This window comes from Aquibacillus albus, assembly GCF_016908325.1.
GTDB classification, from domain to species: Bacteria; Bacillota; Bacilli; order Bacillales; family Amphibacillaceae; genus Aquibacillus_A; species Aquibacillus_A albus.
This window is the reverse complement of the sequence record NZ_JAFBDR010000029.1, coordinates 30,959-51,191: the sequence shown is the minus strand read 5'-3', so window position 1 is coordinate 51,191 and position 20,233 is coordinate 30,959. Positions and strand designations below refer to the sequence as shown.

17 protein-coding genes, 9 tRNA genes and 1 rRNA gene are annotated in these 20,233 nt (G+C 36.1%); 22 read left to right on the top strand and 5 right to left on the bottom strand.

Annotated features, from left to right (window positions below):
• The 10 genes from rrf to JOC48_RS18745 form a co-directional block, all read left to right on the top strand.
• A 5S ribosomal RNA gene (gene rrf, locus JOC48_RS18790) occupies positions 1 to 94 on the top strand; the annotation flags it as partial.
• 134 nt (positions 95 to 228) lie between these two features.
• Positions 229 to 303 (top strand) — tRNA-Asn (locus JOC48_RS18785).
• Positions 304 to 306: 3 nt separating this feature from the next.
• Positions 307 to 378: transfer RNA gene (locus tag JOC48_RS18780), tRNA-Thr, on the top strand.
• Between the two features lie 13 nt (positions 379 to 391).
• Positions 392 to 466: transfer RNA gene (locus JOC48_RS18775), tRNA-Glu, on the top strand.
• Positions 467 to 505: 39 nt separating this feature from the next.
• Positions 506 to 581 (top strand) — tRNA-Val (locus tag JOC48_RS18770).
• Positions 582 to 736: 155 nt separating this feature from the next.
• Positions 737 to 812, top strand: a tRNA-Thr gene (locus tag JOC48_RS18765).
• Positions 813 to 834: 22 nt separating this feature from the next.
• Positions 835 to 920: transfer RNA gene (locus JOC48_RS18760), tRNA-Tyr, on the top strand.
• 54 nt (positions 921 to 974) lie between these two features.
• A tRNA-Gln gene (locus tag JOC48_RS18755) sits at positions 975 to 1,049 on the top strand.
• Between the two features lie 321 nt (positions 1,050 to 1,370).
• Positions 1,371 to 1,443, top strand: a tRNA-Lys gene (locus tag JOC48_RS18750).
• 133 nt (positions 1,444 to 1,576) lie between these two features.
• Positions 1,577 to 1,652: transfer RNA gene (locus JOC48_RS18745), tRNA-Ala, on the top strand.
• Between the two features lie 184 nt (positions 1,653 to 1,836).
• Here the strand turns inward: JOC48_RS18745 and JOC48_RS18740 are convergent.
• Positions 1,837 to 2,004 carry an aspartyl-phosphate phosphatase Spo0E family protein gene (locus tag JOC48_RS18740; RefSeq protein WP_204501942.1) on the bottom strand — a complete coding sequence of 56 codons (168 nt, stop codon included), beginning with the start codon at positions 2,002 to 2,004 and terminating at the stop codon, positions 1,837 to 1,839.
• Between the two features lie 161 nt (positions 2,005 to 2,165).
• Here JOC48_RS18740 and sigW point away from each other — a divergent pair, with 161 nt between their 5' ends.
• From sigW to glmS, 6 genes are all read left to right on the top strand, one after another.
• Positions 2,166 to 2,729, top strand: coding sequence for an RNA polymerase sigma factor SigW (gene sigW, locus JOC48_RS18735; RefSeq protein ID WP_204501941.1), 564 nt, complete (start codon positions 2,166 to 2,168; stop codon positions 2,727 to 2,729).
• A gap of 15 nt (positions 2,730 to 2,744) precedes the next feature.
• Positions 2,745 to 3,359, top strand: a complete 615-nt coding sequence (locus JOC48_RS18730) for a zf-HC2 domain-containing protein (RefSeq protein WP_204501940.1) — start codon at positions 2,745 to 2,747, stop codon at positions 3,357 to 3,359.
• 285 nt (positions 3,360 to 3,644) lie between these two features.
• Positions 3,645 to 4,466 carry a diadenylate cyclase CdaA gene (gene cdaA / locus JOC48_RS18725; protein ID WP_204501939.1) on the top strand — a complete coding sequence of 274 codons (822 nt, stop codon included), beginning with the start codon at positions 3,645 to 3,647 and terminating at the stop codon, positions 4,464 to 4,466.
• Positions 4,459 to 5,694, top strand: a complete 1,236-nt coding sequence (locus JOC48_RS18720; protein WP_204501938.1) for a CdaR family protein — start codon at positions 4,459 to 4,461, stop codon at positions 5,692 to 5,694. Before cdaA ends, JOC48_RS18720 begins: the two co-directional genes overlap by 8 nt.
• A 91-nt stretch (positions 5,695 to 5,785) precedes the next feature.
• Positions 5,786 to 7,138, top strand: a complete 1,353-nt coding sequence (gene glmM, locus JOC48_RS18715) for a phosphoglucosamine mutase (RefSeq protein WP_204501937.1) — start codon at positions 5,786 to 5,788, stop codon at positions 7,136 to 7,138.
• Between the two features lie 507 nt (positions 7,139 to 7,645).
• A complete protein-coding gene (glmS, locus tag JOC48_RS18710; RefSeq protein WP_204501936.1) occupies positions 7,646 to 9,448 on the top strand; it encodes a glutamine--fructose-6-phosphate transaminase (isomerizing) in 1,803 nt (600 codons plus the stop codon).
• Between the two features lie 622 nt (positions 9,449 to 10,070).
• Here glmS and JOC48_RS18705 read toward each other — a convergent pair.
• Positions 10,071 to 10,250 carry a hypothetical protein gene (locus tag JOC48_RS18705; RefSeq protein WP_204501935.1) on the bottom strand — a complete coding sequence of 60 codons (180 nt, stop codon included), beginning with the start codon at positions 10,248 to 10,250 and terminating at the stop codon, positions 10,071 to 10,073.
• A 167-nt stretch (positions 10,251 to 10,417) separates the two neighbouring features.
• Here JOC48_RS18705 and JOC48_RS18700 point away from each other — a divergent pair, with 167 nt between their 5' ends.
• On the top strand, positions 10,418 to 10,762 hold the full coding sequence (locus tag JOC48_RS18700; RefSeq protein WP_204501934.1) for a four-helix bundle copper-binding protein: 345 nt from the start codon (positions 10,418 to 10,420) through the stop codon (positions 10,760 to 10,762).
• Positions 10,763 to 10,933: 171 nt separating this feature from the next.
• Complete coding sequence (locus JOC48_RS18695) at positions 10,934 to 12,391, top strand: Na+/H+ antiporter NhaC family protein (RefSeq protein WP_204501933.1); 1,458 nt, start codon at positions 10,934 to 10,936, stop codon at positions 12,389 to 12,391.
• A gap of 290 nt (positions 12,392 to 12,681) precedes the next feature.
• Here JOC48_RS18695 and JOC48_RS21400 read toward each other — a convergent pair whose 3' ends face one another.
• The 3 genes from JOC48_RS21400 to JOC48_RS18685 form a co-directional block, all read right to left on the bottom strand.
• The gene (locus tag JOC48_RS21400) at positions 12,682 to 13,068 is read right to left on the bottom strand and encodes a molybdopterin-dependent oxidoreductase (RefSeq protein WP_275580779.1); all 387 of its coding nucleotides are present in this window, start codon (positions 13,066 to 13,068) and stop codon (positions 12,682 to 12,684) included.
• The gene (locus tag JOC48_RS21395) at positions 13,058 to 13,399 is read right to left on the bottom strand and encodes a molybdopterin-dependent oxidoreductase (protein WP_338024349.1); all 342 of its coding nucleotides are present in this window, start codon (positions 13,397 to 13,399) and stop codon (positions 13,058 to 13,060) included. Before JOC48_RS21395 ends, JOC48_RS21400 begins: the two co-directional genes overlap by 11 nt.
• 1,082 nt (positions 13,400 to 14,481) lie before the next feature.
• Positions 14,482 to 15,399: a ferritin family protein gene (locus JOC48_RS18685; RefSeq protein WP_204501932.1), complete on the bottom strand. Its 918-nt coding sequence runs from the start codon at positions 15,397 to 15,399 to the stop codon at positions 14,482 to 14,484.
• Between the two features lie 243 nt (positions 15,400 to 15,642).
• On the opposite strand from JOC48_RS18685, the gene JOC48_RS18680 reads away from it, so the two are divergent.
• The 4 genes from JOC48_RS18680 (at position 15,643) to JOC48_RS18665 (ending at position 20,228) form a co-directional block, all read left to right on the top strand.
• Positions 15,643 to 16,467 carry a cupin domain-containing protein gene (locus tag JOC48_RS18680; protein ID WP_204501946.1) on the top strand — a complete coding sequence of 275 codons (825 nt, stop codon included), beginning with the start codon at positions 15,643 to 15,645 and terminating at the stop codon, positions 16,465 to 16,467.
• 790 nt (positions 16,468 to 17,257) lie between these two features.
• Positions 17,258 to 17,761: a hypothetical protein gene (locus JOC48_RS18675; protein WP_204501931.1), complete on the top strand. Its 504-nt coding sequence runs from the start codon at positions 17,258 to 17,260 to the stop codon at positions 17,759 to 17,761.
• A 719-nt stretch (positions 17,762 to 18,480) separates the two neighbouring features.
• Positions 18,481 to 19,284, top strand: a complete 804-nt coding sequence (locus tag JOC48_RS18670) for an alpha/beta hydrolase (RefSeq protein WP_204501930.1) — start codon at positions 18,481 to 18,483, stop codon at positions 19,282 to 19,284.
• 464 nt (positions 19,285 to 19,748) lie between these two features.
• Positions 19,749 to 20,228 (top strand): DsrE/DsrF/DrsH-like family protein, encoded by a 480-nt coding sequence (locus JOC48_RS18665; protein ID WP_204501929.1) that lies wholly within the window; start codon positions 19,749 to 19,751, stop codon positions 20,226 to 20,228.
• The last annotated feature ends 5 nt before the right edge of the window (positions 20,229 to 20,233 follow it).

Below are 20,233 nucleotides of genomic sequence, written 5' to 3'. Positions count from 1 at the left end.
TCACACCTGTTCCCATGCCGAACACAGTAGTTAAGCTCTCCAGCGCCAATGGTAGTTGGGGCTTTGCCCCTGCGAGAGTAGGACGTCGCCAGGCTAAACTTCTCATATATCAGCAAGAATGTTTGTTGACTTTGTGAAGCATCATAAGATTGTTTACAGATAGCCGATAAGAAGATACTTTATTATTTAATAGAGAAGTACAAGCTTTTGAACTAACAATCTCAACGTTCCACAGTAGCTCAGTGGTAGAGCAATCGGCTGTTAACCGATCGGTCGTAGGTTCGAATCCTACCTGTGGAGCCATTTGCTTCCATAGCTCAGCGGTAGAGCACTTCCATGGTAAGGAAGGGGTCGCCGGTTCAAGTCCGGCTGGAAGCTCTGCTAATATTTTGGCCCGTTGGTCAAGTGGTTAAGACACCGCCCTTTCACGGCGGTAACACGGGTTCGAATCCCGTACGGGTCACCAAGTTTATTCACATAGTTGAAAATAACTTATCTTATTAGAGGAGGATTAGCTCAGCTGGGAGAGCACTTGCCTTACAAGCAAGGGGTCGCAGGTTCGAGCCCTGCATCCTCCACCATTTTGCCGGTCTAGCTCAATTGGTAGAGCACGATCGAATTTACTACAGTGAATAATCAACAGCGTGCCATTCGAGAAACTACTTGGTTAAGCTTACTGAGAATGGAACGACGATAACAAAAGTAAGGAAACCTTTTTTAATAAAAGTTAAATTAAGCCGGTCTAGCTCAATTGGTAGAGCAACTGACTTGTAATCAGTAGGTTGGGGGTTCAAGTCCTCTGGCCGGCACCAGTTATTTTTAACGATGATTCTCGGAGGGATAGCGAAGTTGGCCAAACGCGGCGGACTGTAAATCCGCTCCCATCGGGTTCGTAGGTTCGAGTCCTACTCCCTCCACCATTTACTATTATAATTTTGATCAAAGTGCATATATTAAATAAGCACTATTTTTATTGGGCTATAGCCAAGCGGTAAGGCAACGGTTTTTGGTACCGTCATGCGCTGGTTCGAATCCAGCTAGCCCAGCCATTTTTTATATATATTAGGAGCCATTAGCTCAGTTGGTAGAGCAACGAGCGATGCTTCCATGAATAATCGACGAGTAACCTCGAAGCATTAATCATCATCGAATAAGCTAGAAGATGCAGAGGTCATTCCGATAAAAAAAGCTATAGAACAATAAGGAAATATATATTAGGAGCCATTAGCTCAGTTGGTAGAGCAACGAGCGATGCTTCCATGAATAATCGACGAGTAACCTCGAAGCATCAATCATCATCGAATAAGCTAGAAGATGCAGAGGTCATTCCGATAAAAAAAGCTATAGAACAATAAGGAAATATATATTAGGAGCCATTAGCTCAGTTGGTAGAGCATCTGACTTTTAATCAGAGGGTCGGAGGTTCGAATCCTCCATGGCTCATCAAAGAAGTTATGGTGAAGGATTCTCACCTACGGTTCCCCTTGTTTTGATTTAAAACATGGTGGAAACAAGGACTAGCCTGCGGCGTCGGAATCCTCCATTGCTCATCTTAATTTAGTCGTTCTTTTTTCATGGGGCCTTAGCTCAGCTGGGAGAGCGCCTGCTTTGCACGCAGGAGGTCAGCGGTTCGATCCCGCTAGGCTCCACCATACATATTTATGCCAAGGATTGGGTCTTCACTAAAAGTGGGGGGTCAGTCCTTTTTTAAGTTAAGGGTTATAAAGGAAATATGTTTTAGTTCATGAATATAAAGCGAAATCACCAACCACAAAAATAAAAAACAAACAGCTATGACAGCTGTTTGTTGAATTTTTTCTTGTTAATCATATTGTTCTAAGTAGGGTTAAGTTCATTTACTCTATCAAATTCATTAAGTAGAAAATCAAGCTCAGCGCTTGCGGCGATCACTGCATCTGAGGTTAGGTCATTCATACTTGATAATTCAATCATCTCTGCACGACACCTCTCAATTCTTTTTAAAAGATACAGTTTTTTATCCATGTCGACCTCCCAAGCTGATATAATGTCTTTGTAGAAATTTACCCATAATGACAAAAGAATAAACATCTGTTCGTAAAAATGAAAATTATAAAAATAATGAAACCTCAAGGAACTGTCACTCGTATGAGTAGTGACCGCAGTAATAGCGGAGGTAATAACTAATGGAAACTAAAATAAAAGAAAAAATCAAACTAGTTAAAAAAGGAGATCAATCTGCTTTTGAAGAGATAGTCGCCTTTCACCAAAGTAAAGTTTATCAAATCTGTTATCGATTGATTGGGAATACACATGAGGCTGAGGACCTTGCACAAGAGGCTTTTATTCGTGCGTATGTAAATATCCATTCCTATGATGATAATCGTAAATTTTCTACTTGGCTATATCGAATCGCAACAAACCTGACGATTGATCGAATTCGTAAAAAAAAGCCAGATTATTACTTGGATGCTGAGGTACAAGGAACAGATGGCTTAAATATGTATTCACAGCTTCCTGCTGATCAAGTACAACCTGAAGAAGAAGTTGAAAGCTTAGAAATACAGACGTATATTCAAAATGAAATTATGGCATTACCAACTAAATATAGAAGTGTTATAGCCTTGCGATTTGTAGATGAACTATCACTAGCAGAAATTAGTGATATTTTAAATATTCCGATAGGTACAGTGAAAACAAGAATTCACAGGGGACGAGAAGCACTTCGAAAAAGGCTTCGCCACGTATAAAGGAGTGTGCTACCAATGACCTGTAAGAAAGAATTTATACAGTTAATGCATCATTATTTAGATGGAGACTTAAATAAAGAGGAAGAGCAACAATTACGTACACATTTACAATCCTGTAAGGAGTGTCAAAATCATTTTCAAGAATTGAAACGAACAATAACGTTATTAGAAAGTAATAGCCATTTACAGCCATCACCAAATTTTACGAATAAAGTGATAAATAGTTTACCTAAAGAGAAGAAGCGTATCAGCTATTTACGTTGGTTTAAAGCACATCCTGCCATAACAGCTGCTGCCATTTTCTTCATCTTAATGTTTACTAGTGTTTTTTCAGCTTGGAATCAAGATGGACACCTTTCTGTTTCTAAAGAACAGAATTTAATCATAGAAAATGACACGGTAATTGTACCAGAAGGTGTTGTTGTTGAAGGTGATCTTGTTGTAAAAAATGGTAATCTTAAAATTGAAGGTGCCGTCAATGGAGATGTTGTCATCATAAACGGAGAGCATTTAATGGCGTCAGCAGGAGAAGTTACTGGGGAATTGGAGCAGGTCAACCAAATCTTTGAGTGGTTTTGGTATTCCCTTAAAGACATCACAAAAGATATCTTCGCTTTCACGAGTAAATAGTATTTTAACATGTGAGGTAGTCGGTACTACTTGGTCTTCCCTATAACTCATGAAAATTATCTAAAATCAGCCTTTGTTGTTAAAGATGTGACAACAAAGGTTGTTTGATGTTTTAATAAAAGTGAGTACTTTATAGAGGGATTTATTGTTGTAAATGTATGATGTAAATCTGCTTTCTATGCATAGGTTGGCGTATTATTTAATATGTAAAAAGTATGCTATAATAGATGAAGTCATTACAAAGAGATAGGAAGAGAAAACCAATGGATAGAAGGATGTGTCACCATGCTTGATGGGGGTTTCAATCTATTAAATCTTATGCGAATTGGTGTCGATATTGCCCTTGTCTGGTATGTATTATATAAGTTAATTATGTTGATTAGGGGAACTAAAGCAATCCAACTCCTAAAAGGAATATTTGTCGTTTTAGGAATATGGTTCTTAAGTATCGTTTTTGATTTAAGAACCGTACAATGGATTATGTCACAGGCAATTATGTGGGGGTTTCTCGGAATCATCATCTTATTTCAACCAGAACTAAGGAGAGCATTGGAACAATTAGGTAGAGGAAGCTTTTTTTCAAGAAATAGCCATTCTGAAGAGGAAAGCTTAAATCGCACCATTGACGCGATTGTTAAATCTTGTACTTACATGGCTAAACGGAGAATAGGTGCTCTCATAACCATTGAAAGAGAAACAGCAATGGGGGATTATATTGAAACTGGAATATCTATTCACGGCAAACTGACAAATGAATTATTAACAAATATTTTTATTCCGAATACACCACTTCATGATGGTGCGGTCATTATAAGGAATGAAGAAATTGTAGCAGCAGCCTGTTACTTACCACTTTCAGAAAGTCCTTTTATTTCCAAAGAACTAGGAACGAGACACCGTGCAGCGATGGGGATAGGTGAAGTTACGGACGCATTAACCATTGTTGTATCTGAAGAAACAGGTCAAATTTCCTGTTCAAAAAATGGGGAGCTACATAGGGATTTAGATCAAGATAAATTAGTCGAGCTACTACAAAAAGAGTTAGAAAATAAATTAAAAGCCCCTACGTCAAAAAGCTGGAGTTGGAGGGGGAAGAAAAATGGATGAATGGTTAAAAAATCCTTGGGTAATTCGTGCTTTGTCTCTCGTTTTAGCTTTGTTATTATTCTCTGCTGTTAGTCTGGATGATGATAATTATCAATCGGATGCAGCACTAGATTTTCTAAGTAGCTCTGAAGAAGCGCAAAGAATTGAAGACGTTCCTTTGAATATAAAAATTAATGAAGATAAATACGTCGTTAGTGGAGTTCCTAAAACTGTAACCGTGACATTAGAAGGGCCAAATAGTGTTGTTACTTCAACTGCAACCCAACAATCCTTTGATATGTTTTTAGACTTGGAAGACCTTGAATCAGGCACCTATACGGTTCCAGTTCAATATACAGGTATATCTGACAGCTTATCTGTTTATATTGAACCTAAGGAAGTAGAAGTAACGATAGAAGAAAGAGCAACAGAAGTGTTTGATGTGACCGTTGATTATATAAATGAAAATCTAATAGAACCTGGTTTTGAAATTGGCGATGCTCAAGTGAACCCTGGACAAGTGACGATTACAAGTTCAAGAAGTGTCGTCGAAAAAATTGCTATCGTGAAAGCCTTTGTTGATGTTCGTGGAGTGGACATGCCTATAGAAGAACAAGAGTCACCAGTGAAAGTCTATGATGCACAAGGAAATGAACTAAATGTTCGGGTAGAACCTGTCATAGTTGATGTTTCTGTTAGTATAAGTAATCCGAGTAAAAACCTTCCAATTGAAGTGGTGACTACTGGAGAGACACAGGAAGGTATATCAATTCGATCTCTTGCCGTTGAACCTGAAGAAGTTAGGGTTTTTGCGTCGGAAGAGGTACTGACAAACCTAGACTCAATCTCAACGAAAGCCATTGATTTATCAACGATATCTCAAGGAGAATCTCGGGAAGTAGAATTGGATATCCCGACTAATTTAAGGTTGATTGACCGGGAGAGCGTTACGGTTATCATTGAAGTAGACCGTACAACAGAGCGAACGTTTGAAGACGTTCCGATCGAACCTCGAAATATCAATGATGGGTTGGAAGTAACGTTTATTAATCCGGTAAATGGAGTAGCAGATGTAATAGTTACTGGACCTGAGCGTATTATCGATGACCTGCCTGAAACTGATATACAACCTTTTATTGATATCGATGAACGTCAAGAAGGACAGTATGATCTAACGATTCAAATAGAAGAATTAGATGATATTACAGCAGTACCGGAATTAGCTCGAGCTACGGTGCAAATAGATTAACAGAAAAAAGGACGTATAACAGAGAAAAAACATCTCAGAACGTTTAAATTGATGCTATTAGTTTTAAAAGGAAGTAAAGGAGAGGTGCATCATGGGAAAATATTTCGGAACGGATGGAGTCAGAGGGATAGCAAATAAGGAGTTAACACCTGAATTAGCATTTAAATTAGGCCGATTTGGCGGTTTTGTATTAACAAGAGAAACTTCCAAACCGAAAGTATTAATTGGACGTGATACTCGGATATCAGGTAATATGTTGGAAAATGCGTTAGCCGCTGGTCTCTTGTCTATTGGTGCGGAAGTTATGCGCCTTGGTGTGATCTCTACTCCAGGAGTTGCTTTTTTAACCAAAGCAATGAGTGCAGAAGCAGGAGTTATGATATCAGCATCCCACAATCCGGTTGAAGATAATGGAATTAAATTCTTTGGTCCTGATGGCTTTAAATTAAATGATCAGCAAGAAAAAGAAATTGAAGAATTAATTGATCAAAATGAAGATACTTTGCCAAGACCTGTAGGGGGAGATATAGGTCAAATCAATGATTATTTCGAGGGTGGACAAAAGTATATTCAATATTTAAAACAGTCGATTGACTTGGATTTTGAAGGGTTACATATCGCATTAGACTGTGCCAATGGATCAACATCGTCCTTAGCGCCACATCTATTTGCAGATTTAGAGGCAGATATCTCTACGATTGGTTCATCTCCTGATGGGTTAAATATCAACGATGGAGTTGGATCTACCCATCCAGAAACGTTACAAGCGTTTGTGTTAGAGAAAGAGGCAGATGTCGGCCTGGCATTTGATGGTGATGGTGATCGCCTCATTGCAATTGATGAAAAAGGAAAGATTGTAGACGGAGACCAAATTATGTACATATGTGCTAAGTATCTAAATGATAAAGGATTACTTCGACATTCGACCGTTGTTTCCACAGTAATGAGTAATATTGGTTTTTATAAAGCTTTAGAAGCAGAGGGCATGAAAAGTGATAAAACGGCTGTTGGAGACCGATATGTAATGGAAGAAATGCGTAGAGGTGGGTACAGTTTAGGCGGAGAGCAGTCTGGTCACATTATATTTTTAGACTATAATACAACCGGTGATGGTATGCTCACAGCGTTACAGTTAGTGAATGTGATGAAAGAAACTGGGAAACCTCTGTCCGAGTTAGCAGGACAAATGGAAAAATTCCCGCAAGTTTTGAAAAATATTAAAGTAATTGATAAACACGAAGCACTAGTCAATTCGAGAATTCAAGCAGTAATAGAAAAAGTAGAAAAAGAAATGGGCGATGATGGTCGAGTATTAGTACGTCCATCGGGAACAGAACCATTGGTACGTGTAATGGTAGAAGCTCCTACTGAAGAAGACTGTCATCGTTATGTGGATGAAGTTGTTCAAGTAATTGACACGTTATTAGGGATGAAAGAGAAGTAAAACAAAAGTGCGAACAGCATTCTATGCTGTTCGCACTTTTTTTAAATAGGCCTCTCCTATATTACACATCACATTCCATGACACAAGTGCATAAAGTAAAACATGAGAATGTAAAAATAAAACTATTGCGTGTTTTTTCTTTCTCAAGTAGAATGAAATCAGTTCCCGCCTTTGTAATGGTGTGGATATTTCATTCAAATATCAGAAGGAGGACCGATGTTTAAGTTAATAAAAGCGCCTGAACTATTTCCCGGGACGAATGGGAGGTAGTTGACGAGGAGGAGGTTTATCGAGCAAGTTCGGCGGATGCCTCCCGGTTGTACATCTCAACCGTTACGTTTTTATTTGAAAACAAAGAGGTGACTCTTTGTACAAGAATAAAAACAGGATGTAACAACAACGCGAGAAAGGGGCAAATAAACGCCCCAAGAACTACAAACGTGTAATACACGAAATAGTACCTGAAGTTGTTTGTTTGCCCCTTAATTTTAAGGAGGAAACAAAGCTATGTGTGGAATTGTCGGATATATTGGAAGTAATGATACAAAGGAAGTTTTACTGAACGGATTAGAGAAACTAGAATATAGAGGCTATGATTCAGCAGGGATTGCTACGTTAAATGATGATGGATTGAATTTATTTAAAGTAAAAGGTCGTATTGCATCCCTTCGCGAAAAAGTAGATAACAATGTTCATGCAACAATGGGAATTGGCCATACCCGCTGGGCAACACATGGAGAACCGAGTGAAGAAAATGCCCATCCGCATCAAAGCGCGTCTGGTCGATTCACCCTTGTTCATAACGGGGTTATTGAAAACTATTACGAAGTACGCGATGAATATTTAGCAGGTGTTTCTTTAGCAAGTGAAACAGATACGGAAATAATCGTCCAGTTAATCGAAGTATTAAATAAAGAATACAATGATGTACTTCAAGCATTTCGTAAAGCAATTGCGCTTTTGAAAGGTTCATATGCAATTGCACTAATTGACGCAGAGGATCCAGATACAATCTATGTAGCAAAAAATAAAAGTCCATTGCTTGTTGGCTTAGGTGATAACTTTAATGTTGTTGCTAGCGATGCAATGGCTACGTTAAAAGTTACCGATCGTTATTTGGAACTTCATGATAAAGAAATCGTCATTGTAAAACGTGAAAATGTTGAGATTCAACAGTTGGATGGGAAGGCGATTGAGCGTGAACCTTTCACTGCTGAGATTGATGCAATGGACATTGAAAAAGGTACGTATCCACACTTCATGCTGAAGGAAATTGATGAACAGCCATTTGTTATGCGAAAAATTATTCAAGAGTATCAGGATGAACAAGATAACATTAAATTAGATTCGAATATTCGTCAGGCAATGATGGATACCGATCGTGTATATATTATTGCAGCAGGAACGAGTTACCATGCAGGACTTGTAGGGAAGCAGTTTATCGAGAAGATTGCAAATGTGCCAGTAGAAGTGCACATTGCCAGTGAGTTTTCTTATAATATGCCTTTACTATCTGAAAAGCCATTATTTGTGTTTATTTCACAAAGTGGTGAAACAGCAGATAGCCGTTCCGTATTAGTGCGAATTAAAGAATTAGGACACCCTGCACTAACCATTACAAACGTGCCGGGATCCACCCTTTCTCGTGAAGCAAACTATACGTTACACTTACATGCAGGACCAGAGATTGCTGTTGCTTCCACAAAAGCATATACAGCACAAATTGCTGTCTTAGCTATTTTGGCAGTAGATACGGCGAAAGCAAAAGGATTGGACTTAGAATTTGATCCACTGAAAGAACTGGGTATTGCAGCAAGTGTCATGGAATCTTTAACCGACCAAAAAGAAGCATTTGAAAAGATAGCAAAAGAATATTTCTCGGAAACGCGTAATGCATTCTTTATTGGACGTGGAATGGACTATTTCGTTGTTCAGGAAGCGGCATTAAAGCTTAAAGAAATCTCTTATATTCAAGCGGAAGGTTTCGCTGGTGGAGAGTTAAAGCATGGTACTATTGCTTTAATAGAGGATGGAACGCCTGTAGTTGCTCTTTCCACCCAAGAAAATGTGAACTATTCCATCCGCGGAAATGTGCAAGAGGTAGCCGCTCGTGGAGCTAACACATGTATCATTAGCTTGGAAGGCTTAGAACAAGAGAGTGATACATTTGTATTGCCGCATGTTCATGACTTGCTAACACCGCTAGTAAGTGTCGTGCCAATGCAGTTGCTTGCTTATTATGCGGCATTGCACCGCGACTGTGATGTTGATAAGCCACGTAACTTAGCGAAGAGTGTGACAGTGGAGTAATAGTTAAGAACGACAATCTGTTGTTCAGTTGTGGTCAATAATTAATTTTGTCACACAAAATAATTAACTTTGTCGTCAAATATAATTAAATATTGTCATTAAAAATCAAAGTCCTCGTGTGGTAAATGTTGCTGTGCGGGGACTTTTTAAACAATGAAGCAAATTTTTAACTAACCTATTATTAAAACGTATTATGACAAAGTTAAATATAATATGGAATTAAAAATATAATTAACTTTGTCGTAATCTGTTGTTATTTTTCAAAACAATGGTGTATCAGGATGTACAATAATTTGGATCATTGAAGACTGGTTAGAAAACTTTTTCGAATGATAAATTATCCCTAAAATTACCCCACTAAAAACAGGGCTGATTAAAAATTGCCAGAACAGTCCATAAAACATACCAACAAATAGTCCCGTGAAGAACCCTAAATTGTTTGCTAATTTAGGAGGTTTAGGCTCTCCTCTGCTTTCAAGCTCACTATTTATTACTTTGGCTCTGTCATAAGCATGCCAGATGTTAAAAACATATACCGAAGGATAGAACAAACCCCAACCCCAATCTATAACTTCCGCTGATTTATGTAACTCTCCATTGAAGGAATAATATATAGACCAATTTATTTAGACATGATATTGACTACAATTTCCCAAGCCACCAAGGAAAAGCCTATTATATAATCCCGAACATAAAGTTGACCGAATCCAGGCAACAGAGCAGACCACATAGCTGCTGCTAATGGAGATTTATAAATATAAACTTTATAATTCTGTTGGTTATTTTGACTACCTTGGTTCATTCACACATACCCTTTGTTATAAATTCAGCTAAATATCTCCGTAAGTGCATTATAATTACCCCAACCAAATTTAAATAAAAAGAATGTACTTACGCTAATAATATTTGAATAGAAGTTCAAGTTGTTGTTGATATTAACACTGATAAAATTATATGGAGGTTTTAGAAATGGGTGTATTATCAGCATCACCAACTAACATGGACAACTGTATTGAAGCATGTGTAAAGTGTGCAAGAGCCTGTGAAGAATGTACAACTGCGTGTTTACAAGAACAAGATGTGCAAGCAAGAGTTCATTGTATTCAAACGTTAAATGATTGTGCAGAAATTTGTTTACAAGCAATTGCTTATATGGCAAGAAATAGCGCGTTTGCACAACAACACTGTCAACTATGTGCGACAATTTGTGAAGCATGTGCGACTGAATGTGAAAAGTTCCAAGATGCGCATTGCCAAGAGTGTGCTAAAATTTGTCGCGAGTGTGCTGAAACTTGCCGAAATATGGCTTCTTAATTTATTTAATCCTAAAGCTCTTCAATAATGAAGGGCTTTTTTTATTGGGTCTTATCTCATCAATAACTTTTTAATAGCTTTATTATAATAAAGACGGATGATGTATATAGAATAAAAATACACTTTTGCTAAAAACTATTCCTATCATTGATAAATAAGGAAGTGATTATTTTGGAATATATCTATTCAGTTATCCCATCACTGGTTGCAATTATTATTGCGATATGGACTAAACAGGTTATTCCTTCTCTGTTAATCGGACTATGGGTAGGGAGTCTTTTATTAACCCAATCATTACTTTCATCCGTAGGGCAGACAGTAGATTATATCGTGGGTGTTTTAACTGATACGGGAAATATAAATGTGCTTCTTTTTTTATATATGTTTAGTGGTTTGGTAGCCCTTATTCAAATATCTGGGGGAATACAAGCATTCGGAAGCAGGATGAAAAAATATATTACAAGTTCAAAAAGAATGTTTATGGTTCTTTGGGGATTACTACCTATTACCTTTATTGATTGTGGCTTTCGTGTAGTAGCAACTGGTGCTATTGTGAAATCTCTATCCCAAAAATATAATGTTTCGAAAGAAAGATTGGCATATATGTTGAACAATTCAGCTAGTCCAGTTATTATTCTCATACCTGTAGCAACAACATTTGTTGGCTATGTATTAGGAGTTGTGGGAAAAGGAATGCAAGCTTCTGGAGTTGAAGGGTCTGCATTAGCCTTATTTATTCAATCATTACCGTATCAGTTTTTTAGCTTTACTGCGATTGCAATCGCCATTTTTTCTATTATGCCTAGATTTAACTTTAATGTGATGAAAGAGCTAATAAATGTTAACAGTACACCAAATAAACTTGCTCGTCATACTGAGTTTGCTGAGGAGTTTCATCATCATGAAAAAGGAGAGTCCATGAAAGACCAAACAGGAAATGCTGTAAAAGATAGTATGGAACATAACCATGATATGGATGAAAAGCCGATTTTGAAACCAAGGTTGATAAACTTAATTGTTCCTTTAATTGTGTTATTACCATTAAGTTTTTTCTTAATGTGGAATAGTGAAGAACCTTCGCACTCTATGTTAATTGCCTTATTTATTACAACCATTATCACTACTTTATTATATAGGGTACAAGGAATTAAGTTAGACAAGCTTGTAGAACGATTTATTAAAGGTGGGAACCAGTTAATCGTTACAATTGCAATCTTAGCAGTAGCTTGGCCAATTTCTGATGTATCCCAAGACCTTGGGCTTGGTCAGTTAATTGAAACTACTTTAGCTGGAAATTTGAGTCCGATTTTTGTGCCTGTATTACTTTTCATTGTGACAAGCGCTGTTTCCTATTTTATCGGTTCATCTTGGGGAAGTTGGGCACTTATGATGCCGATTGCATTTACATTAGCTGTTTCAACTGGTAGTGCTTTACCAATTGCTTTAGCTGCTGTATTATCTGGAGGTACTTTCGGAGATGTTACTTCCCCAGTATCAGGTATGACTGCTATGGCAGCAGGGATTGCAGAAGCAGACCATATGAAATATGTAAAAGCAATGTCACCATATAACTTAACAGCAGGAGCAATAGCAGCGTTACTTTTCTTAGTTGTTCCTTTTATTTTGTAACCAAAAATATTTATTTTCAAAATCTTGTACTGTAATATTAAAAAAATTTCGAGGGCGATTGTTCTTATATCCCTCTTAAAAGATGGATATAAGAACAATCGCATCTGTACTCAGTTATCTATTCAACCTTTACATTAATTTCATCAATTGCATGATATTCGTAAACCTTTCTATTCCAGAAAGGTTGGGTTGGTTGAGTTCTATCATATGAATCTGTCGCTTTTGTCATAATCTTATATTCACCTTTCTCTAGTACAGTACACTGATAAGACCATGATTGCCATCCATAATCAGCATTTTTTAGTGGGCTCTAACTTTGCATATAACCAAGTAATCCCGCCATCTACACTTATTTCTAACTTTGTAATAAAGCCTTTACCTGTCCAAGTTATCCCTTTTATCAAATGCGTACCAGTATTTAAAATCTCCTTATCTAAGGGCTTTTGGATAGTCGAGTTAACATTTATTGTAGTAACAGGGAAGGCATTTTTATTATTTTCTTTATTTGGATAATACACATAATCGATTGTCTGAAAGGGTCCTTTAAAATTAGAATCAATAACACTAATCTGCTTTATCAATTTAACGGATGCCATTGCATACCATTGTGGAACAATTAATCTAAGTGGATAACCATGTTTAAACGGAATTGTCTGGTTATTGTATTCATATGACAATTATGGTATCGGGGTGGAGAGCCTTCTCTAAAGGCAAACTTCTAGCGTAGGTGAAAACTTTATTTTGATCTATTCTTTCTCCAAAATCATGTCCTTCTACGACGATTTCTTTTGCCCCTTGTCTGATTCCACAAAGTTCCAGCAGAAGCCGTAGTGGTACACCCTTCCAATAGCCTTGGCTAATAGCCCCCTCCCTTTTCCCATTGTTCTCCAAAACTTTAGGTTCGAAAAGACTACGTTTATTCCCTGAACATTCAAGGACAACTTGTATTGTTTTAGAAGGTAATTGGAGAATGTCCTGCATGGAAAGCAGTATCGGTGTTGATACCATCCCATTAATCGGGAGCCAATAGTTTGAGGGAGTGAGAGTTGGCTAAGAAAAGTGGTTCCGCCTATAGAATAAGTTATTTTTTACAATCTCATTCTCTATAAATTGAATCGGTGTTTCCTGATTTTCGGGATGTAAACTACGTGTAGTCAAAAATAGCTTTATAAAAGGAAATTGAGGATTCAATATAAATGCCTCCTAATAAAATTGATAATAATAGTTATGTTTTAAAAGAATAGTCATTCATTCTTTAAAGATTAATTTTTATGAAGGAATGTACCTAAAGTTCGAACAGATGCTTATGATGAAGAATAATAACTAACACTAGAAAGTCATATGCTGCGTAGTGCAAAGATACTGTTAGAAAAAATTCCTATTTAATGAGATGGTACGAGTAAAGTGATCGTCTTTTCATACGGGAGTGATACTGTGGAGAAACGCTTCATTTTACTTAGCAGAAGAAACAATGTTGACAAGCTATGGGATTACCTTAAGTGCATTCTTGGGCACACAAGCAAAAAGACGGTAAGAATGTATGAAAGGTAAGGTTTCTATGGAGTGGGATATCAAACTTGCTAGTATTGTTGCTAGGGACGATTTGCGATTCTCTAAGAGATAAATTTTCAAACTAAGGTGGACTTGATTCAGGGCTCCCTGTCTCAAAGCGACTTATGGAATTTGAAATTAAATCTGAACTAGGAAAGGGGACTGAAGTTAATGTTATAAGTGGAGAGATTATACCCTTCGTCTAAGATGTTATTTCTTGGTGGTGAAGGGATTATAATGTTTTCCCAAATAAACAATTTTATACAAGGATGTTCAACTTATGATGAAAAAATTACTTAAAAAAACGGTGTTCTTGCAGCGCAATACAAAGATACTGGTACTTGACTCAACAAGACGTATTATATGCAGTTTTGTCTGCTAATAGAAATATGTATGGTGATATATATATGAAAAATAATCATATGGATTTACCAATAGATAAAGAATAAATTGTCTAACTGTCAGTTATGGTTAAAAGTATAATAGGGTGGATAAACACACCTATTATACTTTTTAAAAAAGAGTAATTTTTTGAAAAATTAAACTCTAGCGAGTCCTCTTTCAAATGCAGTAAGATGATTAAAAGAGGCATTACGTAATTGTTGAAAGACTGTTCTAATGTCAACAGGTAACTCAAACGATAAAAACTTATCATACATAGCAATGTTGTCTATTTCTCCTTGAACACCAGCTGCATAAGATGTCTTAATGCTTTCTGGTGTAGTTATAAAATTCTGAGATATATCTTCTGGTAATATAACTTGATACCGTTCAAATAAAGGTAACAATGCACTTATATGTCTTTTTTCTGCTTGTTTTATTCTAGAGAAGGTTGGAATGTCACCAAAGGTTCCAAGGATATTATCATATCTTGCTTGTGCCAAGTATTCATCCTGAAGAGCATAAGTTAGCATTTGAGGGAATGTCAATGTTGTCGTACTTAAAGCTCCTTTAGCCCCGTAATTCTCAACTTGACGAATAACCCCCATACTATCTGTTAATTTTGAAATAAAAAACATAAACCAAACAGCATGATTTTGTTCGTCTGCTGCTGCACATCGAAACCTATCTTTAATAAAAGGATCATTTGTTTTATCGGCTATATCTAAATAAAAATCGACTGCTTCTTGTTCATCCTTAAAGGCAAATTCAATTCCTGCTTTATAGTTTTCGGGACATTCCTCAATAATTTTATAAGTAGGTTGTTGTCCTGTTAAATGTTTATAAATGCTACTAAACTCTTGGAAATGTCGTTTTTCATCTTGTTGGATCTCAAGTATTCTTTCCTTTAAATCATTTGTAGGTGCCATGTTGGCTAAGTGCTCATAACAAGCAATTGCACTATACTCTGCATTAATCGCTTTCTGAATATCATTTATAAGTTGAGTTTCATTGGGCATACGATAATAAGCATTATTCTGTGTACCATAATGATAAGAATGGTGATTGAAATACATGATTGTTCTCCCCCTATTTCACTCTCAACGTATCTTATGCTTTGTGTAGGGGCGCTGTGCACGGTGTATTCTGTTTCAAAGATGACAATATTCTGATAAATTTTTCTGACTTTCTTAACAACAAGTAAAAGATTATTACTAATAAGTGATTTAAATAAGGGATTTAAATAAGTGAATTCTATGTACATTACCTATATAGGTGCATACGATAATTTTATAAAACTTGTGAAGGGATTGAGAAAAATGTACTATGTTCCTCATACGTATCCTTGGCAATATCAGTATCCTTATTATGCGAATGCACCAATGTATCATCATGGAAGACAGCCAGTTTACTGGGGATTTCCTAATGGAGTAGAGCACGCAAACAGATTTAATGGTTTTCGATCTTCCAATGGTGATGCTCCTATTTCTTTAACAGACTACGGACCGAATCCATTTGTGGTAAATATCAATGCAGCAACGAAGCAAAACAATACTTTTCGTACTGCTTTGTGGACTGGAGAACATTTACAAGTTACTTTAATGAGTATCGATGTTGGGGACGATATTGGTTTGGAGATGCATCCTAATGTTGATCAATTCTTACGTATCGAACAAGGTCAGGGAATTGTTCGAATGGGTAAAGATAAAAATAATTTAAGCTTTAAAAGAAATGTCTATGATGATTCAGCAATCATGATACCTGCTGGAACGTGGCATAACCTGACCAATACCGGTACTGTGCCACTCAAACTTTATTCGATCTATGCTCCACCTAACCATCCATTTGGTACGGTTCATGTTACCAAAGCAGATGCAATGGCTGCGGAAGAAGATCATGACAATGGAATTACAGATGTTTTTGGTAAGACACCGGATGAATGGATACAGCACACCGAATATTTAGTAAATGAAGGATTGGAGGACGTTAAAAAAGGAATAAATGCTACACATATTCTTCAAGAATTTATTCTAATGGGAGTTCTTGTAGGTAAAGGCTACTCTCCTGAAAAAGCATATGAAACTGTTGAAGCGTGGGAATGCACAGGTGAATCCAAACTTCTTCAGCAAAGTAAAAATATGTAGGGATAAAGTATTGGTATGATAATGAGGGGGTGTCAGTTGACAACTCCCTTATTTTGTAAATTGACTTCTTTCTTAGTATTGTTAAATTCTCTTATTCACCTACATACGTGTTAATAACCATACGGTTTATGACTGCATTTCTTGTTAAATGAACTTCTTTCATCAGCGAACCAATCTTCAGGTTCAGGATTTACTATGTTTAAATTGTCTACATAATCATGTGAAACTAAAGCAGAATAAATGATGAAAAATGGCAATTCGAAAAAATGGATGGTAGGTTTAATCACAATACTGACTTGGAGCTTGATTATTTTGTGGATTTTCATAAAAGTTTTCAGTTATTCTAACGGGCGCTATGTAGATTAAAAATGAAGTAAAAAACATTAGTATCATTGTTGCGTAGTACAACGATACTATGCAATAGAAAATTAATATTAACAATCATGCGCGAATCTTTAATTGAGATTGCACCTTCAGCTATAATAGGGCCTGATTGTGGATAATGACTTATTTTTGAAAACAAAATCATAGTGTTGAACTGTACTAAAGATAGAGTCGGAGATTACTGAAATAAGTTCGATTGAGTAGGCTTATTTTTTATTTTATTGGAGCGTATTTGATAAGGTTGTATAATTAGAGTAAAGGAGTGGAAATTATGTTGCTATATTAGATTGAGCAAAATGCTGAAAAAATTTATCACACAAAAACAAGAGAATATTTTAATGAAGTTCTTCAATCATATGTAAACGGTAGTTATCGTTCAGCTATTGTAATGCTATATTCAGTTGTTATGAGTGATTTAATATATAAATTAAAGGATCTTAAAGAGCTTTATGATGATGAAACGGATAAGTCAATATTAGAAAATATAGAAGAAGAGCAATATAAAAATCCTTCCAACCCTGGAAGTTGGGAAGGTGTTTTAATCGAGGAAGTTAAAACAAGGACTCTCTTATTAGAACCAATTGATAAAATAAGCATTGATTCATTGAGGCAGCATAGACATTTATCAGCTCACCCAATCTTAACCCAACAGGACTTACTTTCAACTCCAAACCAAAAAACTGTTAGAGCTCTTATCAGGAATATGCTTGAAGGTTTACTTGTAAAAAAACCAGTTTTGTCAAAGAAAGTAATGAATACAATAGTTGAGGACTTAAGCGAGCATAAAAATTTCTTTACGAGTGACTCTTCACTGGCGGTTGTCATTTATACCCTTAAAAAGAGTAAGGAAGAATTACTTTATCCTTTGCATTATTGGTATAAAAAGGGTGAAATAGGGCGTTACCATTAAGGTTAAATACAATTTGAAAATAATAAATCTTTAAATTGTACGGTTATTGAGTATTTCCTGAAGCTAAATACTTATATCAGCTAAGAAATTCTACCCCAATTTTTGGGGGATGATTTGGAATAGTATCCCTTTGACATTTACTCATAAACCATTATAATCCATAGTATGCGTATAGGAATAATTGCATGTTTAAGGAATGAGGTGAGTAAACGTGGGATTAATTAATTGGTTATTTACTGAGAAATGTCCGGAATGTAATGAACATCTGACTACTGTTAAATCAGAAACTATAGTTGCTCTTGTCATAAAATCTTGCCCAGTATGTACCTATAAAAAAGAATTTCACCCTACACTTGAAACATATATAGAAAGTAAATAAAAAGAGAATTTTCCTAACGATATAGGTGAATTCTCTTTTTGTGTTAAATATCGATACTCATAAGGAAAAATTATAGTGATTTGAGATACCACTAAATTGCAAAATTAAGATAGAATAGGACGAAAATCAATATTTGACATATAGACGTAAAGATACTTCGTTTAACAAGATCCCCCTAGCCTGATTCAGGGGACTTGTTTTCGTGTTGTAGCAGTTATCATTTATAGAAAATGTGTCTATTATTATTAAAGTTGTTAAGATTTATAGATCCAACCATTAGTGAATGAAAATAAGACAGAGGCAAACAATATTTACTAAAACCTAGTAAGGAGGACTATTTATGAAAACTGTATCTCCAGAGCCTTTTACTTTTGAAGGAGGAGACCGTGCTGTACTCTTGTTACATGGCTTTACCGGTAATACGGCAGATGTCCGTATGCTTGGACGATTCCTGGAAAGTAATGGATATACCGTTCATGCACCTCTGTATAAAGGGCATGGTTCTACTGCTCCTGAAAACTTGATTCAATCCACTAATCAGGATTGGTGGGAATCAGTTATGGAAGGATATAACCTTATAAAAAACAAAGGTTATAAAAAAATCGCAGTTGCTGGTCTGTCATTAGGAGGACTCTTCTCCCTTAAATTAGCAGCAAACTATCCGGTCGTTGGTATTTTGCCCATGTGTGCGCCGTTAGGGTTTGCTCATAAAACTACGCTCAGAAATATGATTTTATCCTATGCATTGGAACAAAAAATGGGGGAAGGAAAGTCTGATGACATTATTGAAAAGGAAATGGAAGTCCTTAAAAGTCACCAATCAATAAATGCAATTAATGGTCTGAATGAATTAATTAAAGAAGTTAAAGAAAGTCTTCCATCCATTCAAACACCAACATTTGTTATTCAAGGTCGTCAGGATCAAATAATAGATATGAATAGTCCAACTATGATTCTAAATCAAATTTATTCAAAATTAAAAAAGCTTAAATGGTATGAAAAATCAGGGCACCTCATTACGATTGGAGATGAAAGAAACAAGCTTGAGGAAGATGTACTAGAATGTTTGGATACGCTTAGTTGGGGTGAAGATGATGAGATTGGAGACATTTCTACAGATAAAGTTAAGCAAATTTGGTGGTAAGTACAAGAAGGCTTTGGGTGTTATCATTTTGGGCCTTCTTTATTCGTAATGTCTAATTGTTCAAATTGCAAAGTTCATGATTCAGTTTTATAAAACGTTTCTACATACCGTTAAGGGTATAAAAAATGTTATAATCAGGCGGCAGGTTAAAAGGAGGAGTTTAATGAGTAAAAATTAATCCCTCGATTTCTTGTTCCTATAGTTTTACTAGTATTACGAAGAGGTAGATAGTAAGGAATGATTGTAATAGAAACAATTAAATATTTAACTCTTAAATAATTTACAAATTTCACTGTTGACAAAATACCTAGTAGGGTATATTATAGGTTTTGTCAGACAGACACCGCAGTTCATTTGAAAATGATTTTTTATAAGAGGGTTGACACCCACTTTTTATTTTATTATTATAAATACCGGTAGGGGTAACGGTATTAAAATACAGAAAACATTATAGGGGGATTAACATGTCAGAAAAGAAAAAAACAACCATTGTTCTATTCAGTGGTGATTACGATAAAGCGATGGCAGCATATATTATTGCAAATGGTGCAGCTGCCTATGATCATGAAGTTACTATCTTTCATACGTTTTGGGGCTTAAATGCTCTAAGAAAAGATGAAAATATTGAAGTGAAAAAAGGTTTTATGGAAAAAATGTTTGGAAAAATGATGCCAAGAGGCGCAGACAAAATGGGGCTATCGAAAATGAACTTTGCTGGTGTTGGTCCTAAGATGATAAAAGATGTAATGAAAAAGCATAATGCAATGCCATTGCCAGATTTAGTTGAAATGGCCAAGGAACAGGATGTAAAACTAGTAGCATGCACAATGACAATGGATTTATTAGGACTTCAAAAAGAAGAACTATTAGATGGTATTGATTATGCAGGGGTTGCAGCTTATCTTGGTGACGCTGAAGATGGAAATGTAAACTTGTTTATATAATAATG

Coding starts and splice junctions, on each gene's coding strand:
- JOC48_RS18740 (WP_204501942.1), bottom strand. CDS start 2,004: ATGGATAAAAAACTGTATCTTTTAAAAAGAATTGAGAGGTGTCGTGCA.
- sigW (WP_204501941.1), top strand. CDS start 2,166: ATGGAAACTAAAATAAAAGAAAAAATCAAACTAGTTAAAAAAGGAGAT.
- JOC48_RS18730 (WP_204501940.1), top strand. CDS start 2,745: ATGACCTGTAAGAAAGAATTTATACAGTTAATGCATCATTATTTAGAT.
- cdaA (WP_204501939.1), top strand. CDS start 3,645: ATGCTTGATGGGGGTTTCAATCTATTAAATCTTATGCGAATTGGTGTC.
- JOC48_RS18720 (WP_204501938.1), top strand. CDS start 4,459: ATGGATGAATGGTTAAAAAATCCTTGGGTAATTCGTGCTTTGTCTCTC.
- glmM (WP_204501937.1), top strand. CDS start 5,786: ATGGGAAAATATTTCGGAACGGATGGAGTCAGAGGGATAGCAAATAAG.
- glmS (WP_204501936.1), top strand. CDS start 7,646: ATGTGTGGAATTGTCGGATATATTGGAAGTAATGATACAAAGGAAGTT.
- JOC48_RS18705 (WP_204501935.1), bottom strand. CDS start 10,250: ATGAACCAAGGTAGTCAAAATAACCAACAGAATTATAAAGTTTATATT.
- JOC48_RS18700 (WP_204501934.1), top strand. CDS start 10,418: ATGGGTGTATTATCAGCATCACCAACTAACATGGACAACTGTATTGAA.
- JOC48_RS21395 (WP_338024349.1), bottom strand. CDS start 13,399: ATGGTATCAACACCGATACTGCTTTCCATGCAGGACATTCTCCAATTA.
- JOC48_RS18685 (WP_204501932.1), bottom strand. CDS start 15,399: ATGTATTTCAATCACCATTCTTATCATTATGGTACACAGAATAATGCT.
- JOC48_RS18680 (WP_204501946.1), top strand. CDS start 15,643: ATGTACTATGTTCCTCATACGTATCCTTGGCAATATCAGTATCCTTAT.
- JOC48_RS18675 (WP_204501931.1), top strand. CDS start 17,258: ATGAGTGATTTAATATATAAATTAAAGGATCTTAAAGAGCTTTATGAT.
- JOC48_RS18670 (WP_204501930.1), top strand. CDS start 18,481: ATGAAAACTGTATCTCCAGAGCCTTTTACTTTTGAAGGAGGAGACCGT.
- JOC48_RS18665 (WP_204501929.1), top strand. CDS start 19,749: ATGTCAGAAAAGAAAAAAACAACCATTGTTCTATTCAGTGGTGATTAC.